This window comes from Streptomyces sp. AC627_RSS907, from assembly GCF_019049165.1.
This window is the reverse complement of record NZ_JAGMUE010000658.1, coordinates 1-653: the sequence shown is the minus strand read 5'-3', so window position 1 is coordinate 653 and position 653 is coordinate 1. Positions and strand designations below refer to the sequence as shown.

At 74.4% G+C, this 653-nt stretch carries 1 protein-coding gene; it reads left to right on the top strand.

The genetic code is table 11. The features are described from left to right. The coding region (locus KUM32_RS37645; RefSeq protein ID WP_374227600.1) for a PucR family transcriptional regulator at positions 1–653 on the top strand (653 nt) is incomplete at both ends.

Sequence of the window (653 nt, the reverse complement as noted above, 5' to 3'; positions counted from 1 at the left end):
CCCTGATCCACGCCCACCTGGTCACGGCCCAGGCCGTACGCCCCCAGTTGCGCGGCCCGGCCGCCGACCACCTGCTGGCCGCCATCACCCAGGCCGTGGACGCGTTCGCCGAGGGGTACGAGCGGGCCCAGCGGCTCGCCGTCCGCCAGCAGGAGGCCGCGCGCCGCGAGTTCATCGACGACCTGCTCTACGGCCGCAGCGACCTGGGCCGCCTCGCCGAGCGCGCCGAACGCTTCGGCCTGATCCTGGCCCACGCGCACGCGGTGGCGGTGGCCCAGGGCGCCGAACCGTACGACGACGGCTACCCGGTCACCCGCCGGGTCGAGACCTCGCTGCTGACCCGCTTCGGCGACCGGCGCATCCTGCTCACCACCAAGGACGGCAGGCTGATCTGCATCGCGCCGGGCGACGAGTCGGACGTACTCCGCTACTTCGCGAAGCAGGCGTACGCGGCGACGGACGGCGGCCAGGTCGCCATCGGCCGCGCCCACCCCGGCGTGGGCGGCGTCGTCCACTCCTACGAGGAGGCGCTCAACACCCTCGACCTGGCCGCCCGGATGCACCTGGACGACCCGGTCCTGCACGCCGCCGACCTGCTCGTTTACCCGGTCCTCACCCGCGACCGGCAGGCCATGGCCGACCTCGTCCGCACC